The 15104-nt window shown below is 65.4% G+C and carries 13 protein-coding genes; 7 read left to right on the top strand and 6 right to left on the bottom strand.

The features are described 5' to 3' along the window. Positions 1-47 precede the first annotated feature (47 nt). The 3 genes from N5I32_RS17655 to cysQ are packed head-to-tail and all read right to left on the bottom strand — an operon-like array spanning position 48 to position 2835. Positions 48-1244 carry a glycosyltransferase family 2 protein gene (locus N5I32_RS17655; RefSeq protein WP_261497231.1) on the bottom strand — a complete coding sequence of 399 codons (1197 nt, stop codon included), beginning with the start codon at positions 1242-1244 and terminating at the stop codon, positions 48-50. After that, positions 1241-2041 (bottom strand): 3-deoxy-manno-octulosonate cytidylyltransferase, encoded by an 801-nt coding sequence (locus N5I32_RS17650; protein WP_261497230.1) that lies wholly within the window; start codon positions 2039-2041, stop codon positions 1241-1243. The genes N5I32_RS17655 and N5I32_RS17650 overlap by 4 nt, the downstream gene beginning before the upstream one ends. Beyond that, positions 2041-2835 carry a 3'(2'),5'-bisphosphate nucleotidase CysQ gene (gene cysQ / locus N5I32_RS17645; RefSeq protein ID WP_261497229.1) on the bottom strand — a complete coding sequence of 265 codons (795 nt, stop codon included), beginning with the start codon at positions 2833-2835 and terminating at the stop codon, positions 2041-2043. Before cysQ ends, N5I32_RS17650 begins: the two co-directional genes overlap by 1 nt. 116 nt (positions 2836-2951) lie before the next feature. Here cysQ and N5I32_RS17640 point away from each other — a divergent pair, with 116 nt between their 5' ends. Beyond that, the gene (locus N5I32_RS17640; protein ID WP_261497228.1) at positions 2952-3770 is read left to right on the top strand and encodes an ABC transporter permease; all 819 of its coding nucleotides are present in this window, start codon (positions 2952-2954) and stop codon (positions 3768-3770) included. A 2-nt stretch (positions 3771-3772) separates the two neighbouring features. On the opposite strand, the gene N5I32_RS17635 is transcribed toward N5I32_RS17640, so the two are convergent. Next, positions 3773-4432, bottom strand: coding sequence for an alpha-ketoglutarate-dependent dioxygenase AlkB family protein (locus N5I32_RS17635; protein ID WP_261497227.1), 660 nt, complete (start codon positions 4430-4432; stop codon positions 3773-3775). Between the two features lie 155 nt (positions 4433-4587). On the opposite strand from N5I32_RS17635, the gene dnaK reads away from it, so the two are divergent. From dnaK to radC, 3 genes are all read left to right on the top strand, one after another. Continuing rightward, positions 4588-6501 carry a molecular chaperone DnaK gene (gene dnaK, locus N5I32_RS17630; RefSeq protein ID WP_261497226.1) on the top strand — a complete coding sequence of 638 codons (1914 nt, stop codon included), beginning with the start codon at positions 4588-4590 and terminating at the stop codon, positions 6499-6501. A gap of 70 nt (positions 6502-6571) precedes the next feature. After that, complete coding sequence (gene dnaJ, locus N5I32_RS17625) at positions 6572-7717, top strand: molecular chaperone DnaJ (RefSeq protein ID WP_261497225.1); 1146 nt, start codon at positions 6572-6574, stop codon at positions 7715-7717. Between the two features lie 59 nt (positions 7718-7776). After that, positions 7777-8535, top strand: coding sequence for a RadC family protein (gene radC / locus N5I32_RS17620; RefSeq protein ID WP_261497224.1), 759 nt, complete (start codon positions 7777-7779; stop codon positions 8533-8535). On the opposite strand, the gene N5I32_RS17615 is transcribed toward radC, so the two are convergent. Both N5I32_RS17615 and secA read right to left on the bottom strand, forming a co-directional pair. Next, positions 8527-9417, bottom strand: coding sequence for a hypothetical protein (locus tag N5I32_RS17615; protein ID WP_261497223.1), 891 nt, complete (start codon positions 9415-9417; stop codon positions 8527-8529). The two genes, radC and N5I32_RS17615, sit on opposite strands and share 9 nt — an antisense overlap. A gap of 106 nt (positions 9418-9523) precedes the next feature. Further along, positions 9524-12259 carry a preprotein translocase subunit SecA gene (gene secA / locus N5I32_RS17610; RefSeq protein ID WP_261497222.1) on the bottom strand — a complete coding sequence of 912 codons (2736 nt, stop codon included), beginning with the start codon at positions 12257-12259 and terminating at the stop codon, positions 9524-9526. 183 nt (positions 12260-12442) lie between these two features. Between secA and N5I32_RS17605 the strand changes: the two genes are divergently transcribed. Genes N5I32_RS17605 through N5I32_RS17595 form a run of 3 tightly spaced genes read left to right on the top strand, consistent with a single transcriptional unit; the run spans position 12443 to position 15067 of the window. After that, positions 12443-13285, top strand: a complete 843-nt coding sequence (locus N5I32_RS17605) for a peptidylprolyl isomerase (RefSeq protein WP_261497221.1) — start codon at positions 12443-12445, stop codon at positions 13283-13285. A gap of 22 nt (positions 13286-13307) precedes the next feature. Next, positions 13308-14669, top strand: coding sequence for a bifunctional glutamate N-acetyltransferase/amino-acid acetyltransferase ArgJ (argJ, locus tag N5I32_RS17600; RefSeq protein ID WP_261497220.1), 1362 nt, complete (start codon positions 13308-13310; stop codon positions 14667-14669). Further along, entirely contained in the window at positions 14666-15067 is a 402-nt protein-coding gene (locus N5I32_RS17595) for a (deoxy)nucleoside triphosphate pyrophosphohydrolase (RefSeq protein ID WP_261497219.1), read from the top strand. The genes argJ and N5I32_RS17595 overlap by 4 nt, the downstream gene beginning before the upstream one ends. Positions 15068-15104: the final 37 nt, after the last annotated feature.

Below are 15104 nucleotides of genomic sequence, written 5' to 3'. Positions count from 1 at the left end.
GCCCAGCGCTCTTTTGTGCGCAAAGCGCTCCGGAGACGAAAAGGCGACTAGAAATCAAGGCGTTTCACCTCGCGGTTGAACCTCCACTTGCGGCGCCAGAATCGGAACAACGGATCGGAACGGTCGGATTTGCCGAAAAGACCGCCGCGCTGCTCCCAGTGCGTGCCGGTGAACCGCAGCCGGTGATAGCGGGCGGTCGGGCTGAAAAGCAGGACCACCGCCGTCTCTGATTCGCCCCGCGCCCGCGCTGCTTGCGAAAGGGCTTTCGACTGCCAGGTCCATCCCGCCGAGACGTGCACCCGGCCGTTTCCGGCCGGCAAGGGAAGGAAGTCCGGCGCGGTGCCCGGCAGCGGAGCAAGCCGGCCAAGCGGGCGCCTCATGCCCTCGGCAATCCCCCGGTCGAGCGTCTCCAGCAGCCGGGCGGCAGCTTCGCCGTCGATCGAGCCGCTGCGCAAAAGGCGCTGGATCCGCCGCTCCTGCTCCGCGCGAAAGCCGCCCATGGCTCCGACGTGTTCCGTTTCGGGCGCGTGCTTGCGCAGGAACACCGCCTGGCTGGCACCGATCTCGGTCAGGTCGGTTGGCGTCCGGTCGGCCCGTCGACGGTCGCTGGCCGCATAGGCGTGGTGGACCCGCGCCCGTGGCACGATCGCCGTCTTCAGCCCCCGTTCCGCCAGCCTCATGTTCAGGTCCGTCTCATCGAGGTAGAATCGAAAGGTCGGGTCGAAGCCGCCCACTTCCGCAAGGGTGCTGCGACGGAAGGCGCAGTTCGTGCCTTCGGTGCGGATGGCGCGGCCGGGGGCGCCTTGCAGGACGCTGACGCCTGCCAGGTCCACCTCCAGCGGAACGGACCGGCCGTGCCTGTCGGCTACGGAGGCATTCCATTGATGGGAAATTCCGTTGCGGCCGATGACGAAGCCCCCCGCGGCCGACACTTCGGAATCGGCAAACGGCGCGGTCAACCGGCTGAGCCAGCGGGGTTCGGGCACGGCATCATCGTCGATGAAGGCGACGACGTCCCCCGCCGCCACGGCAAGCCCCCGGTTGCGCGCCTCGGCGATGTTGGCCTCGTCGAACAGGACCGACTTGGCATCAACGGGGCATGTGGCGGCGGCCGCAGGATCGGCAACGACAATCAGTTCGAAATTCGGATGATCCTGCCTGCGGATCCCCGCGAGGCACAGGGCCAGTTCGGTCGGCCGGTGTCGCGAGACGACGATGACGCTGACGGGCAGCATGCCCGTCATGCCATCCCCATCTCGGCCATCATCGCCTCGATCCGCGGAACGTCCTCGGGGTTGTTCAGTTCCCAGAACTGGCGACCGCGCGCCGCAACCTCGACGCACAGGATGCGTCGCCCGCGTTCCAGAAACCGAAGCTGCTCCAGCCCCTCGAGCGTTTCCAGCGTGCCGGGCTCCCATCCCGGGTAGGCGGCCAGCGCCGCGGGGCGATAGGCATAGACGCCGACGTGATGAAAGACCGGCGTGGGTTCATCATCCTCGTAGCGGCGCGTGGTGTAGGGGATCACTTCCTTGGAGAAGTAGAGCGCCTGCCGGTCATGGCCGAAGACGGCTGTGGTGCCGCCGACGCGGCCCGCGCGCCGGTCGTCGAGGAAGCCGTTGAGCGCGCGGCCATCACAGCGCAGGACTGGCGTCGCGGCCTCGGACGCGGGATCGGCGCTGAGACCCGCGACCAGATCCTCGACGAACCAGTGCGGGGTCAGCGGCGCATCGCCCTGAAGGTTGACGACGATGTCGAACCCGCCGCCAAGAACCTCATGCGCCTCGGCGCAGCGTTCGGTGCCGTTGCGGCATTCCGACGAGGTCATGACAACCTCGGCCCCGAAGCCCTCTGCCTCGGCCCGGATGCGGTCGTCATCGGTTGCGACGACGACACGGTCGACGCCCTGCACCGCCATCGCCGCCTCCCAGCTGCGCTGGACGAGGGTGCGGGACACGCCATCCGCCCCCCGGAGCGGCACCAGCGGCTTGCCGGGATAACGGGTCGAGGCATAGCGGGCGGGGATCGCGACAAGAACGCTCATCAGTTCACCAGAAGGACGCCGGGGGCATAGGCGATGAAGAAGGGATTTTCGAAACCGGGTTTGCCGTAGGTCAGGGGGGCGTGATCGTCGAACCGGACGACCTCTCCTCCTGCCCCGCGCAGGACCGCGTCGCCCGCGGCGGTGTCCCATTCCATCGTCCGGCCAAGACGGGGGTAAAGATCGGCCTCTCCGGTCGCGACAAGGCAGAACTTCAGCGAGGATCCCGCGCTGGTCATGTCGCGGACGGCATAACGCGCGATGTAGTCGTCGGTGGCCTGATCGCGGTGGGACTTGGACGCCACGACCATCAGCGCGCGGTTGTCGGGGACGGAGACCGTGATCGGCACCTGTTCGCCCGGATGGAGCTTGTCGAAGGGCCCCTTTTCCTCGACCGCGCGCCCGTCGGCGAGAGTGTAGAACAGCCGCCGCTTCGCCGGGGCATAGACGACGCCGCGCAGGGGCACACCGTCTTCGACATAGGCGATGTTGACGGTAAAATCGCCGCGGCGCTGGACGAATTCCTTGGTGCCGTCCAGGGGATCGACGATCAGGAAGGTGCGCGCGGACTGGGCGTGCGTGTGTGCCTGCTCCTCGGTCACGATGGGAAGTGACGGAAAGGCCTCCGCCAGCCCTTCGGCGATCAGCGCGTCGGCTGCCTCGTCCGCCGCCGTCACCGGGCTTGCGTCCGATTTGGCGCGCACCTCGAAATCGGGGGCGTCGTAGATATCCATGATGCGGTCCCCGGCGATCAGGGCAAGGTGGCGCATCACATGGGTCAGTCGATCGAAATCCAAGGTCTTCCCTTTCCGGGTCGTTGATCGGGCAGGCGGCTCCACTTATGCTTGCAGGCTAAGGGATCGGCAAGTTTTGCCTGATAGGAATTGAACGGCAACACCGACGAAGGCGCGCGATGTTCACGGTCGAACGGAAACGGACGGGTCTGGCTGCCGCGGCGTCGATGCTGGCGGTGACCTATCACCTCACCGTCCGCAAGATTCGCGGCCGCCACTCCAGCCCCGGCGTCGCGATTCTCAGCACCGTTTTCCAGATGCTGGTCATGCTGGGGTTCTTCTACCTCATGACCGGGCTTTTCGGCGTGCGGCGGATCGGCATCCATGGCGACTTTGTCCTGTTCCTGCTGACGGGAATCTTCACCTTCATCTCGTTCAACGGGGCATTGGGGGCGGTCTGCGGGGCGGAGGGGCCGAATTCCCCGATGATGGCCCATTCACCCATGAACACGACCGTGGCGATCGCGTCATCTGCGCTCAGCGCGCTCTACCAGCAACTCGCCGCGATCTTCATTCTGGGCTTCGGCTATCACGTCGTCGCGGGGCCGATCGAGATCGAGGATCCGCTGGGCTTTCTGGGGATGATCCTGTTCAGCTGGGCAAGCGGAAGCGCGATCGGCCTCGTCTTCCTGGCGCTGCAACCCTGGGCGCCGCGTCTCGCCCATATCCTGAAAACCGTGTTCCGCAGGGCCAACATGCTGTTTTCCGGCAAGATGTTCATCGCGAACGCGATGCCTTACGGACTTCACCGGATGTTCGAATGGAATCCGCTGTTCCACATCGTCGACCAGGCGCGGGGATACGTGTTCATCAACTATGAACCGCACACCACCACGCTTGCCGTTCCGCTGGCGATCACCGTCGCGGCCGTGATGATCGGCCTGATGGGCGAATTCTATGCCCGCAAGCACCGGTCCCAGGGATGGTGGGGCGGCTGAGGTCAGTCGACCACTCGCAGCGTCAGGTTGATGCGCCCGCCGCGCGGCAACAGTCCGGACGTGCCAGGATAGATGCGGTCGATTCCGTGATAGGCCAGCCGCGACGCGCCCGCCAGGATCAGCACATCGCCCGAACGCAGGCGGAGCGACTCCGTCGGCCCCCCTCGTTCCGTCCCGCCGATGCGGAACAGCGCCTCGTCGCCCAGCGAGATCGACAGGACCGGCCAGGACAGGTCGGCCTCGTCACGGTCCTGGTGCAGGCCCATGCGGGCGTTGCCCTCGTAAAGATTGACAAGGCAGCAATCGGGAAGCCGCGCCGGGCCCACAAGCTCTTTCCAGACCGAAAGAACGCGCTCCGGGATCGCCGGCCACGGCCGGCCGGACGGGTGAAGCGCCTCGTAGCGGTATCCGCGCCGGTCGGAGTACCAGCCGTAGCGCCCGGCCGAGGTCATGCGAACGGTCATCTTTCCGCCAAAGCGCGTGGTCGGCGAAAACAGCGGCGCCTCGGCCACCACGCGGCGCAGATCCTCGACCAGGGCTGCCTGCGCGGCAGGGTCGAGGAATCCCGGAAAGTACGCGGCCCCGCGCAGGTCAAGTGCCGCCGCCCTGCGGGGAAGCGGCAGCTCTGGCCGGTGCGTTCCTTCCGATCGATTTTCCACCATTTTGCCGTCTTTTCCGCGCTTGCAGGCCGTAATGGCCCTTCTTATATACCCCGGGAAGCTGACGGGCGATGCCCGCCGGTCACAACCTGGGATCGGGGACGGGAAGCCGAATTCGGGTCTCGCCCCCACAATATCGCCGAAGGAAAGGTATACACATGGCCAAAGTCATCGGGATCGACCTCGGGACCACGAACTCCTGCGTCGCCATCATGGACGGGTCGCAGCCGCGGGTCATCGAGAACTCCGAAGGGGCACGCACCACGCCTTCCGTCGTGGGCTACACCGAAAATGAACGCCTTGTCGGCCAGGCAGCCAAGCGGCAGGCCGTCACCAACCCCTCCAACACCGTCTACGCGGTCAAGCGCCTGATCGGCCGCCGCGTGACCGACGCGGAGGTCGAGAAGGACCGCAAGCTCGTTCCCTACGCCATCGTCGACGGCGGCAACGGCGATGCCTGGGTCGAGGTCCGGGGCGAAAAGTACTCGCCCGCACAGATTTCCGCCGTCGTCCTGCAAAAGATGAAGGAAACGGCCGAGTCCTACCTGGGCGAAACGGTCACGCAGGCCGTCATTACCGTGCCCGCCTACTTCAACGACGCCCAGCGCCAGGCGACCAAGGACGCCGGCAAGATCGCCGGCCTCGAGGTGCTGCGCATCATCAACGAACCGACGGCGGCCGCGCTTGCCTACGGGCTCGACAAGAAGGATTCGAAGACGATCGCGGTCTACGACCTCGGCGGCGGCACCTTCGACATCACCATCCTTGAAATCGACGACGGCCTGTTCGAGGTGAAGTCGACCAACGGCGACACGTTCCTCGGTGGCGAAGACTTCGACATGCGGATCGTCAATTACCTCGCCGACGAGTTCAAGAAAGAACACGGCGTCGACCTGACGAAGGACAAGATGGCGCTTCAGCGGCTCAAGGAAGCTGCCGAAAAGGCCAAGATCGAGCTTTCGTCCAGCCAGCAGACCGAGATCAACCAGCCCTTCATCTCGATGGACATGAAGTCGGGCACGCCGCTTCACATGGTCATGAAGCTGACCCGCGCGAAGCTGGAAAGCCTTGTGGGCGACCTGATCAAGAAATCGCTGAAGCCTTGCGACGCCGCGTTGAAGGATGCCGGCATCTCCAAGAGCGATATTGACGAGGTCGTCCTGGTCGGCGGCATGACCCGCATGCCCAAGGTCATCGAAGAGGTGACGGCCTTCTTCGGCAAGGAGCCGCACAAGGGCGTGAACCCCGACGAGGTCGTGGCGCTTGGCGCCGCGATCCAGGCCGGCGTGCTGCAGGGCGACGTGAAGGACGTGGTCCTTCTCGACGTCACGCCGCTGTCGCTTGGTATCGAGACCCTGGGCGGGGTCTTCACCCGGCTGATCGACCGCAACACGACGATCCCGACCAAGAAGTCGCAGATCTTCTCCACGGCCGAGGACAACCAGAACGCGGTGACCATCCGCGTGTTCCAGGGCGAACGGGAAATGGCGGCCGACAACAAGCTTCTGGGCCAGTTCAACCTTGAAAACATCCCGCCCGCGCCGCGCGGCATGCCGCAGATCGAAGTGACCTTCGACATCGACGCCAACGGCATCGTCTCGGTCAAGGCCAAGGACAAGGGGACCGGCAAGGAACAGGCGATCACCATCCAGGCCTCGGGCGGTCTCAGCGACGACGAGATCGACCGGATGGTCAAGGATGCCGAAGCCAACGCCGACGCCGACAAGAAGCGCAAGGAACTGGTGGAAACCCGCAACCAGGCCGAAAGCCTCGTCCACTCGACCAGGAAGTCTCTGGAAGAGCATGGCGACAAGATCGACGGCTCGACCGTCGAGGTGATCGAACTGGCCATTGGCGCGCTGGAGGAAACGCTCAAGTCCGATGATGTCGGCAAGATCAAGGGCGGCATCCACAACCTGACCGACGCCGCGATGAAGCTTGGCGAGGCCATCTACAAGGCGCAGCAGTCCGAAGGGGCGGCGTCCGAGGATGAAGAAGGCCCGCGCGGGGTGGACGACGATATCGTCGACGCCGACTTCGAGGATCTTGGCGAAGACCGCAAGCGCAAGTAAACCGAACTCCTACCAAGGCCGGCCCGGCAAGCACCGGGCCGGCTTCGCGCGTTTCCCGAGGGGATGAGGAATGGCCAAGCGGGACTACTACGAGGTTCTCGGCGTCGGTCGCGGCGCATCTGCCGACGAGATCAAGAAGGCCTATCGCGCGAAGGCGAAGGAACTTCATCCCGACCGCAACAAGGACAACCCGCAGGCCGAGTCTGACTTCAAGGAAATCAACGAGGCCTATGACATCCTGAAGGATGAGACCCGCAAGGCCGCCTATGACCGCTACGGCCATGCGGCCTTTGACGGCGGCATGGGGGGTGGGCCGCGAGGCGGTCAGGGCCGCCAGGGCGATTTCGCCTCGGCCTTCTCGGACGTGTTCGAGGACCTCTTCGGCGACTTCATGGGCGGGCGCGGCGGTGCCGGCCCCCGCAGTCGGGCGCAGCGCGGTTCGGACCTGCGCTACAATCTTCGGGTCACACTCGAGGAAGCTTACGCGGGTGTGCAGAAGTCTATCAACGTACCGACCTCGATCGCCTGCGGATCCTGCAACGGAACCGGCGCAGAGGGCGGATCGGAGCCGCAGACCTGTCCGACCTGCTCTGGCATGGGCAAGGTGCGCGCGCAGCAGGGATTCTTCACCGTCGAGCGGACCTGCCCGACCTGCGCCGGCGCCGGACAGATCGTCAAGAACCCCTGCCGCACCTGCCAGGGAGCGGGCCGGGTGGAGAAGGAGCGCCAGCTTTCCGTCAACATCCCGGCGGGTGTCGAAACCGGCACACGGATCCGCCTTGCCGGCGAGGGCGAGGCGGGCATGCGCGGCGGACCGTCCGGTGACCTCTACATCTTCATCGAGGTTCGCGAGCATGCCCTGTTCCAGCGGGACGGGACCAATCTTTTCTGCCGCATCCCCGTATCCATCGCCACGGCCGCGCTGGGTGGCGAGGTCGAGGTGCCGACCATCGACGGCGGCCGCAGCCGCGTGCGCATCCCCGAAGGGGCGCAGACCGGCAAGCAGATGCGGCTGCGCGGCAAAGGCATGCCCGCGCTGCGCGGCGGCGGGCATGGCGACATGCTGATCGAACTGGCGGTGGAAACGCCGGTGAACCTGACCGCCCGCCAGAAGGAGATTCTGCGGGAGTTCGAGAAGCTTTCGGAGAACAACAACCCCGAAAGCTCCTCCTTCTTCTCCAAGGTTCGCAGCTTCTGGGACGGGATGAAGGGGTAAGTCCCCGCCTGCCGGCCCGCATTAAGCTTTCATTCACTTCCTGCAACGAGGCTGTGCGCATGAGCCAGCCCCGTGCCTTCCAGGAATCGCCCCTTCTTTTCGACGCCGACGAGGCGCCGGAATCCGCGCTCAACCCCGGTCGGCTTCCCTCCTACATCCGCGACCATCGCAAGCGCCTGCGCGAACGCTTCCTTCAGGGCGGTTCGGCTGCGATGCCGGATTATGAGCTTCTGGAGCTGCTCCTCTTCCGGGCAATTCCCCGGCAGGACGTCAAGCCGCTTGCGCGCCGCCTGATCGACCGGTTCGGCGATTTCAGCCGCGTCCTGACCGCGCCTCAGGACCGCCTGGCCGAGGTTGAGGGGGTGGGCGAGGCCGTGATCACCGAACTGCGGGTGGTGGAGGCGGCGGCGCAGCGGCTGGCACGCGCGAAGGTGCTGCACCGCCCCATCCTCTCATCCTGGAGTGCGCTTCTGGACTACTGCCACACCGCCATGGCCTATCGCGAGACAGAACAGTTCCGCATCCTGTTCCTGGACCGCAAGAATGTCCTGATCGCGGATGAGGAGCAGGCGCGCGGCACGGTCGACCACGTTCCGGTCTACCCGCGAGAGGTCGTGAAGCGGGCACTGGAACTGAACGCCTCCGCGCTCATTCTCGTTCACAATCACCCCTCGGGCGACCCGACCCCCTCGCAGCAGGACATCCTGTTGACCAACCAGATTCTCGATGCGCTGACGGTGATGGGAATCGTCCTTCACGATCACCTCATCATTGGCAAGTCCCGCGAAACCAGCTTTCGCTCGGCCGGCCTACTCTGAGCGGGTTTGGTCGGGGCCGCCCGCCAGCCGACCGAAATCGAGCACGATCCTTGCACCGGCAAGCGTGCAGTCGGGCATGGCAACGGCGAAGCGCTGCGCCTCGCCCTCCTCCGCCCCTTGCAGCAACCAGCCCTGAAGGTCGCGGCCGCACAGATCGGGCGCGGCCCCGGTGTCGAGGCTGAGTTGCCCGCCGCCTTCGACGGACAGAAGCTCCAAAGGCGCACCGGTGACCGCATCCAGAAGCGCGCGAAAGACCGGGGCGGAACTGGCCGGTTCAGGCCCGGTTTCGTCGTTCAAGAGGACGGTGACACGACCGCGGTCGAAATCCGCCACGGTCTTGCGCCGGATCACCCGCGATCCGTCGGCAAATTCGGCCGTGACACTGGATTTTTGTGCCAGTGCGGGAAGGGTCTGTGCCGCCCGGCCGAACCCATCGAGCGGCAATCGAAAGCGGAGCGCTCCATAGGTCACCTCCACCGGCGTCGCCGGAAGGCACGGCGCGGCGACCTCAAGGCGCAGGAACCCCCCCGGAAGGGCCGTCACCGACAGGTCCGGGCGCCGGCAGGCGATGCCATAGGCGCTGTAGCTCTGGCTGGCTGCAGACGTCTGACGCGGATCCGGCCGCTCCAGCGAGGCGACACGTTCCGACAGGCGCGCATCGGCCACCAGCACGGGAACCGCGCCATCCGGCCGCTCGGCGGGCAGCGTCGGGCGCGCATCGCCCAGAACGCCGACGGCCACCTGCACCGGCGCGGGTGGCAGGGCGCCTTCATCCGTGTCCGCAAAACGCCGCGCCTGCGCGGAATTCTCCGCCCAGACTGTCATTGCCAGCGCCGCCACGACAGCGCCGATCATCGTTGCACGCGCAGCGGAGACGCGCATTCCACCCTCCATGCCCCCAGCCGTGGCTAGCGGAGAACTTTGACGGATGCATGGCGCCAATAGGGCGCAGGCCGCGCCCGGTACGCATCACCGGGCGCGGGGCCTTTCAGGCCAATTTGCCGTGGCAGTGCTTGAACTTCTCCCCCGACCCGCAGGGGCAGGGATCGTTCCGGCTTGGGTTGCCCCAGGTTGCCGGATCATCCTCGACGAAACCGGCAGCAGCCGTTGCCGCAGCCAGCGCCGGAGCCGGCTTCGCCGCAGGTGCCGGCGCGGGTGTCGGCTCCGGCTCGGCCGGTTGGGGTGCGCGCTGCGCCTGCTGGGCGGCGACCATCTGCTGAAGCATCGCGGCCTGCTCGTCCTCGGTCAGCGGCCTGACCTTGGCCAGCTTTTCGGTGATCTCGGTCCGGAGCCCGTTCAGAAGCGTCTCGAACAGCGCGAAGGCTTCGGTCTTGTACTCCGACAGCGGATCGCGCTGCGCATAACCGCGGAAGCCGACCACCGAGCGAAGGTGCTCAAGCGTGACAAGATGTTCGCGCCACTTGCTGTCGATCGTCTGCAGCAGGAACTGCTTTTCGATCTGCCGCATGGTGTCGGCACCGAACGCCGCCAGCTTTTCCGCCGCGAGCTTGTCGCTTGCCTCGTAAAGCCGTTCGCGCATGACCTCCTGATCGACGCCTTCCTCCTCGGCCCAGGCGGCGATCGGCAGGTCCAGCGACATGGATTGGCGAAGCTTTTGCGCCAGGCCGGCCGTATCCCACTGCTCGGCATAGGACTTGGGCGGAAGGTATTCGTCGACAAGGTCGTCGATCACCTGATGCCGCATGTCCTGGACGATCTCTTCCAGATCCTCCGACTGCATGATCTCCAGCCGCTGCGCGAAGATCGCCTTGCGCTGGTCGTTCATGGTGTCGTCGAACTTCAGCAACTGCTTTCGGATGTCGAAGTTGCGGCCCTCGACTTTCGCCTGCGCCCGTTCCAGCGACTTGTTCACCCAGGGGTGGATGATCGCCTCGCCCTCTTTCATGCCGAGGGTGGACAGCACCTTGTCGAGCCGCTCGGACCCGAAGATCCGCATCAGGTCGTCTTCGAGCGAGAGATAGAACGACGACCGGCCCGGGTCGCCCTGACGGCCCGAACGGCCGCGCAACTGGTTGTCGATGCGCCGGCTTTCGTGACGCTCGCTGGCCAGGACATAAAGCCCGCCGGCGTCCAGCACCTTTTGCCGTTCGCCGGCGTGTTCAGCCTCGATCCGGGCGCGGACCTCATCGGGATGGGCGGTGGGGTCGGCGGCCAGCGCCTGCATCACCTTGATCTCGACGTTGCCGCCAAGCTGGATGTCGGTGCCGCGTCCGGCCATGTTCGTGGCGATGGTGACGGCGCCGGGCTTGCCCGCATCGGCGACAATCATCGCCTCGCGCTCATGCTGGCGGGCGTTGAGCACATCGTGCGCGATGCCCTCCTTCGTCAACATCTGCGACAGCATCTCCGACTTCTCGATCGAGGTCGTGCCGACCAGGATCGGCTGCCCCTTGGCGTGGACCTCGCGGATGCGCTCGATGATCGCCAGATACTTCTCTCGCGCTGTGCGATAGACCTGATCGTGGTCGTCGACCCGCTGGACAGGGCGGTTCGTCGGAACCTCGACCACGCCCAGCTTGTAGATCTCCATGAATTCCTCGGCCTCTGTCGCCGCGGTGCCGGTCATGCCCGCAAGCTTTTCATAGAGGCGGAAGTAGTTCTGGAACGTGACCGAGGCGAGGGTGACGTTCTCCGGCTGGATCTGCACGCCTTCCTTCGCCTCGATCGCCTGGTGCAGCCCGTCCGACAGGCGGCGGCCCTTCATCATGCGGCCGGTGAACTCGTCGATCAGGATCACCTCGCCATCGCGCACGATATAGTGCTGGTCGCGGTTGAACAGCTTGTGCGCCCTGAGTGCCTGGTTCACGTGGTGGACGATGGTCGTCGATTCCGGGTCGTAAAGCGTCTGGTTCTCCGGCAGGACGCCGGCTTCCCACAGGATCTTCTCGAGATACTCATTGCCCTCTTCGGTGAAGGTGGCGTTGCGCGCCTTCTCGTCGAGCTTGTAATGCTCTTCCGAAAGCTGCGGGATGAACCGGTCGAGGGTCTTGTAAAGCTCCGACCGGTCCTGGCTCGGGCCCGAGATGATGAGCGGCGTCCGCGCTTCGTCGATGAGGATGGAGTCCACCTCGTCGACGATGGCGAAGTAATGGCCGCGCTGAGCCATATCCTCGATCCGGCCCTTCATGTTGTCACGAAGGTAGTCGAAGCCCAGTTCGTTGTTGGTGGCATAGGTGATGTCGGCGCGGTAGGCGTCGCGCTTTTCCTGGTCCGGCTGGAACGGGTAGACCACACCCGTGGTCATGCCGAGCGCAGTGTAGACCTTGCTCATCCACTCGGCATCCCGCTTGGCGAGATAGTCGTTGACGGTGACGATATGCACCCCGCGCCCGGTCAGGGCGTTCAGATAGGCCGGAAAGGTCGCGACCAGGGTCTTGCCCTCGCCAGTCTTCATCTCGGCGATGTTGCCCTGATGAAGGAAGATGCCGCCCATCAGCTGCACGTCGAATGCCCTGAGGCCAAGGGCGCGCTTGGCCGCCTCGCGGCAGTTGGCGAAAGCCTCGGGCAGGACCGCCTCAAGGCTTTCCCCGCCCTGCACCCGCTCCTGCAAGGCGCGCGTCTTTTCCTTCAGCCCGTCATCGCTGAGCTTCTGGAACTCCGGCTCCAGCGCGTTGATCTTCTCGATCAGCGGGCGAACCGATTTGACCTTGCGGTCGTTCGGCGTGCCGAAGACCTTCTTCGCGAGTGTTCCGAGGCCCAGCATCTTTTCTCCGCTCGGGTAGGACTGACGGTTCCTGCGAATGCGGCTTGCCGCCACCCTCAGCGTTGCCTAGAAGAACAACGAAACCCGGGCCGGCGGAGCCCCGCAGGACCCCACGCGATGTAAGCGGCTGGCACGGGATAGTCAACGCCGCAAGGGCCGGCAGCACGAGCAGGAGCTATAACGATGTCGAGACGGACGATACTCTGGGCGGCGGCATGTGTGCTGACCCTGACGACGCCGGCGCTTGCGCAGGAGCCCGAGGCGGGAACGGTCGTCGCCACGGTCAATGGCACAGACATCACCCTGGGCCAGATGATCGCGCTGCGCGAAGCCCTGCCGGCCCAATATCTGTCGATGGATGACAAGACGCTGTTCGACGGAATTCTCGAGCAGTTGATCCAGCAGACCGCCCTGGCGCAGCAGGTTCCGCAGCCGCTGTCGAAACGCACCGAACTGATGCTCGCAACCCAGCGGCTTGCCTATCTGTCGAACGAGGCCCTGAACACGATCGCCGATGCCGCGGTCACCGATGAGGCGCTTCAGGCCCTTTATGACGAACGCTATGGCAAGGTTGATCCGGGCACCGAGTATCACGCCGCCCACATCCTTGTGGAGAGCGAGGAAGAGGCCAAGGCCGTGCGCGCGAGACTGGACGGCGGCGCCGATTTCGCCACGGTTGCAACCGAGATGTCGACCGGGCCGTCCGGCCCGAACGGTGGCGATCTGGGCTGGTTCGGGCTTGGCATGATGGTCAAGCCGTTCGAGGATGCCGTCGTTGCCCTGCAAGCCGGCCAGCTGTCCGATCCGGTCCAGACCGAATTCGGCTGGCATATCATCAAGTTGATGGAGACCCGGGCAGCGACGGTTCCGACGCTTGATGAGACGCGGGACGAACTTGCAGGGGAATTGCAGCAGAAGGCGGTCGAGGCCGCAGTGACCGCGCTGACCGAATCTGCCGAGATCAAGCGGAACTCGGAAGGCATGGATCCGGTAATCCTGAAGAACACCGCACTGATCGACAATTGACGCACCGCCACAGGGGGGCACGATGGCCAGGAAAGGCGCCGATCTGAAGGCCGACGTGAAGAAGCTGAAGGAAAAGGTCCAGAAGCTTCGCAAGAAGGTCAAGAAGGCCGCGAAGGATACGGTCGGTTCCGGCAAGACGGCCGCGACAGTGTCGCCGCTTGCGCCGAAGAACGGCTTTCCGACCCTTCCCCGCATCGCGGGTGTGGAGTTCGCGACGGTCGCGGCCGGTGTGCGCTATGCGGGTCGCACGGACGTGATGCTGGCGCGGCTGGCCCCGGGAACCGCCCTGGCCGGCGCCTTCACCCGCTCATCTACCCGCGCGGCCTGCGTTCTGGACTGCCAGTCGAAGCTGAAAATTGCCGCCGAAAGCGAGGATGGCGCCGCGATCATCGTCAACTCCGGCAACGCCAACGCCTTCACCGGAAAGGCCGGGCAGGAGGCCGTGGACGCGGTGACTTCCGGCGTTGCAGCGGCCCTTGGCCTGCCTCCGTCACGCGTCTTGTCCTCCTCGACCGGCGTGATCGGCGAACCTTTGCCACATAAACGGATCACCGCCAGCCTTCCTGAGCTGGTTGCCGGTCTGGATGACGGCGCGATAGAGCTTGCGGCCCGCGCGATCATGACCACCGACACCTTTGCCAAAGGGGCGGCTGCCGAGTTGGCGGGCGAAGGCGGCACCATCCGCATCGCCGGCATCGCCAAGGGATCGGGCATGATCGCGCCCGACATGGCAACCATGCTGGTCTACATCTTCACCGACGCGGCCATCCCCTCGAAGGCGCTGCAAAAGATGGTCTCGCGCCAGGTCGACGACACCTTCAACGCGATCACGGTGGACAGCGACACCTCGACCTCGGACGCGCTGATCGTCGCCGCCACGGGCATGTCCGACGCGGCCCCGATCACCGATCTGCGCGGCAAGGTCGCGCGCGAATTCGAAGCGGCGCTGCGCCGCGTGATGATGGATCTTGCGCATCAGGTGGTGCGGGACGGCGAAGGGGCCACGAAATTCGTCGAGGTTCGGGTTACGGGGGCCGCGGATGCGGCGGATGCCCACCGCATCGCGATGGCCATCGCCAACTCGCCCCTGGTCAAGACCGCGATTGCCGGCGAGGATGCGAACTGGGGCCGGATCGTCGCTGCGATCGGCAAATCCGGTGCGCGCGCCGACCGCGACCTGATCTCGATCCGGTTCGGAGACCTCCTCGTGGCCGAGAAGGGTTGGCGCGTTCCCGACTACAGCGAACAGGCGGCGTCCGACTACATGAAGCGGCAGGACCTTGTCATTGGCGTCGACCTCGGGCTCGGCAAGGGCGCGAAAAGTGTCTGGACCTGCGACCTGACGCATCGCTACATCGACATCAACGCCGACTACCGGTCGTGACGCGGGTCGTCCTGGTTTCGGCGGTCGCGCTGATCGATGTCGACGGACGGGTTCTGCTGGCGCAGCGGCCGGCGGGCAAGTCGCTCGCCGGCCTGTGGGAATTCCCCGGCGGCAAGGTCGAACCCGGAGAAAGCCCGGAGGCGGCGCTGATCCGGGAACTGCACGAGGAATTGGGGATCGACACCTGGAAAAGCTGTCTTGCGCCCCTGACCTTCGCGAGCCACGCCTACGAGGATTTTCACTTGCTGATGCCGCTGTTCGCCTGCCGGAAATGGCAAGGCATTCCCCACGCCCGTGAAGGGCAGGCGCTGGCCTGGGTGCGTGCAAACGATCTTCGCAACTACCCCATGCCACCGGCCGATCTGCCGCTGATCCCGATCCTGCGCGATTGGCTTTAGCGGCCATCTGGGCCATGCGGAGTCAATTTGTTTCCAG

Source organism: Albidovulum sediminis, assembly GCF_025380365.1.
Taxonomy (GTDB): domain Bacteria; phylum Pseudomonadota; class Alphaproteobacteria; order Rhodobacterales; family Rhodobacteraceae; genus Albidovulum; species Albidovulum sediminis.
Note: the sequence above shows the minus strand (reverse complement) of the source record. Positions and strands in the feature narration are given on the sequence as shown.

What these genes read in the sequence shown, in the direction of transcription:
- argJ (WP_261497220.1), top strand. Translation starts at nt 13,308, where the DNA reads ATGGCCAGGAAAGGCGCCGATCTGAAGGCCGACGTGAAGAAGCTGAAG.
- N5I32_RS17650 (WP_261497230.1), bottom strand. Translation starts at nt 2,041, where the DNA reads ATGAGCGTTCTTGTCGCGATCCCCGCCCGCTATGCCTCGACCCGTTAT.
- N5I32_RS17640 (WP_261497228.1), top strand. Translation starts at nt 2,952, where the DNA reads ATGTTCACGGTCGAACGGAAACGGACGGGTCTGGCTGCCGCGGCGTCG.
- N5I32_RS17655 (WP_261497231.1), bottom strand. Translation starts at nt 1,244, where the DNA reads ATGACGGGCATGCTGCCCGTCAGCGTCATCGTCGTCTCGCGACACCGG.
- N5I32_RS17635 (WP_261497227.1), bottom strand. Translation starts at nt 4,432, where the DNA reads ATGGTGGAAAATCGATCGGAAGGAACGCACCGGCCAGAGCTGCCGCTT.
- N5I32_RS17605 (WP_261497221.1), top strand. Translation starts at nt 12,443, where the DNA reads ATGTCGAGACGGACGATACTCTGGGCGGCGGCATGTGTGCTGACCCTG.
- secA (WP_261497222.1), bottom strand. Translation starts at nt 12,259, where the DNA reads ATGCTGGGCCTCGGAACACTCGCGAAGAAGGTCTTCGGCACGCCGAAC.
- dnaJ (WP_261497225.1), top strand. Translation starts at nt 6,572, where the DNA reads ATGGCCAAGCGGGACTACTACGAGGTTCTCGGCGTCGGTCGCGGCGCA.
- dnaK (WP_261497226.1), top strand. Translation starts at nt 4,588, where the DNA reads ATGGCCAAAGTCATCGGGATCGACCTCGGGACCACGAACTCCTGCGTC.
- radC (WP_261497224.1), top strand. Translation starts at nt 7,777, where the DNA reads ATGAGCCAGCCCCGTGCCTTCCAGGAATCGCCCCTTCTTTTCGACGCC.
- N5I32_RS17615 (WP_261497223.1), bottom strand. Translation starts at nt 9,417, where the DNA reads ATGCGCGTCTCCGCTGCGCGTGCAACGATGATCGGCGCTGTCGTGGCG.